Origin of the sequence: Actinacidiphila sp. bgisy160 (assembly GCF_965342435.1) — a bacterium.
Classification (GTDB): Bacteria; Actinomycetota; Actinomycetes; order Streptomycetales; family Streptomycetaceae; genus Actinacidiphila.
The window spans coordinates 1-1002 of the sequence record NZ_CBDRCM010000138.1; the positions used below are offsets into that span (position 1 = coordinate 1).

A 1002-nucleotide genomic window follows, 5' to 3' on the forward strand; every position below is an offset into this window, starting at 1 on the left:
TGAACTGCTGAATCTCGCGGCGGCCGTTCTCACGGCCGAGGAGATGAGCCTCTTCCGCGGTTGCCTGACCGCACTGCGTTGCGGGGAGAAACTCCAGGAACGCCGTATCGAGGTCAGCGGCGCCGTCCTCACCGTCTACAGCAGCTGAGCGGCGGGTCGGGCGGAGCGGAATGCGCACAGGGGTGGGCCCCCGGGAAAGTCCCCTCCCGGGGGCCCACGTCATGGGTGGCCGGTTCAGTAGCGGTAGCGGCAGTCACAGTCGCGGTCCAGTCGGTACCGGCCGAACCCGAAGCGGTCGTGGCGCTGGTGGCCGTAGCCGAACCGGCCATGGCCGCCGCGGCCGTAGCCGCCCCGGCCGCGGTCCCAGCGGTCGTCCCACCTGGCGTACCCCCACAGGCGTGGCCCGCAGCGACCGTGGTCCCCACCCCAGTGGCCGGCGTTGCGGTAGGTACCCAAGGCGGAGTGGGACGGGGTGGCCGATGCCGTCGCCGTCATGGGCACCGCCATGGCGAGCGTGGCCAGTGCCGCCGTCGCGGCAGCGCGAACGAATTTTCTCACCGCATTTCTCCTCAAACTCGGTGAATTGCCGGATGGCTCGCCAGACGTTACTCGGGACTCGCGCCGCATTCATTCCGCCGATCGGGTCCGGGCGGCCGAACGGGCGACCTGTCATCATGGCGCCGATTCCGGGGGGAAACCGCTCCTGAGCTTTGGGAGCCGGTATCCGGGTGCCCTTGCCGAGAGGCCCTGGAAACACTCTCCGGAGTGATCCGCTTCCGGCATGTCGCCCGCTCCGGCACATTTTTCTAAATGCCCCGTGAAATGCAATCCAAAAATGTGGGATACGGGTCGGATCAGCTGCTGTAGACGGTGAGGACGGCGCCGCTGACCTCGATACGGCGTTCCTGGAGTTTCTGCCCGCAACGCAGTGCGGTCAGGCAACCGCGGAAGAGGCTCATCTCCTCGGCCGTGAGAACGGCCGCCGCGAGATTCAGCAGTTCG

Annotated in this window: 1 protein-coding gene; it reads right to left on the reverse strand. The window is 67.6% G+C overall.

Features of this window, described 5'->3' with window-relative positions:
• Positions 1 to 234: 234 nt before the first annotated feature.
• Positions 235 to 558: a hypothetical protein gene (locus ACRWNP_RS37130; RefSeq protein WP_431969421.1), complete on the reverse strand. Its 324-nt coding sequence runs from the start codon at positions 556 to 558 to the stop codon at positions 235 to 237.
• Positions 559 to 1002 lie beyond the last annotated feature (444 nt).